Here is a 778-nt window from a genome sequence, read left to right on the forward strand (position 1 = left end):
TCCCGCGCCGCCTATGCCGGCATGTACGGCCCCACCACGGGCGACAGGCTGCGGCTGGCCGACACCGAGCTGGTGATCGAGGTCGAGCAGGATCTCACCTAATGAGGTTTGATAGTCATGCTCCGACCGCACCGACGCTGCCGCAAAAGCGCAGTCGGACCGCTGTTATTACAACATTATTATACTTCATCAGCACTCTGGCGGTCGATGCTTTAAGCACATCGACGTTTAGTCGAGAAACCACTCGGCTTGGCGAATGTACTGTTGTTAAGGAAATCCAAAAGACAAAGTTTTTTGACGAACGTGACAGAATCGCGAACGTCAAGATTCTAGCCGGACCGATCATTAGTAATGAATTTGACCCCTTTTACCCACGGTATGCGGGTGGATCATACTTTGCCTTTGGCGGCGAACGCGTAGAAAAATATCCTAAAGAAGATTACAATGGCGAGAACCCTGATAGAATAACTGAATATGTAATTGCAACTTGCCTTGAGATAGCTGAAGAGAAGATTATTTATGTTGATCAAGACGGTGCGGATGAAGGTGGAACGTATGAAAATGAAACCTTGATGGGGTTTGGTTTTATTTTGTCTGAACCCGCGGGTGGCTATTCCGCTAATACCTTTCATACTTTTACAATTGGGTCCGGTTCTCTTCCGACTCCACCCGACGTTATCGCCCCGACGGTTGGGCTGAGCTCGAACGCGACCGATCCCCACTCCGGGGCCTTCACGGTCACGGCGACGTTTGACGAAGATGTCACTGGGTTCGAAGT

The 778-nt window shown here is 50.4% G+C and carries 1 protein-coding gene and 1 pseudogene; both read left to right on the forward strand.

What is annotated here, in order from left to right:
• Window positions 1–99, forward strand: a pseudogene (locus ACH107_RS33255) (hypothetical protein); the annotation flags it as partial.
• Window positions 100–101: 2 nt separating this feature from the next.
• Window positions 102–778 (forward strand): hypothetical protein (locus ACH107_RS33260; RefSeq protein ID WP_412509848.1); only part of this gene is annotated, 677 nt, incomplete at its 3' end.

This window comes from Roseovarius halophilus (ex Wu et al. 2025) (genome assembly GCF_047086965.1).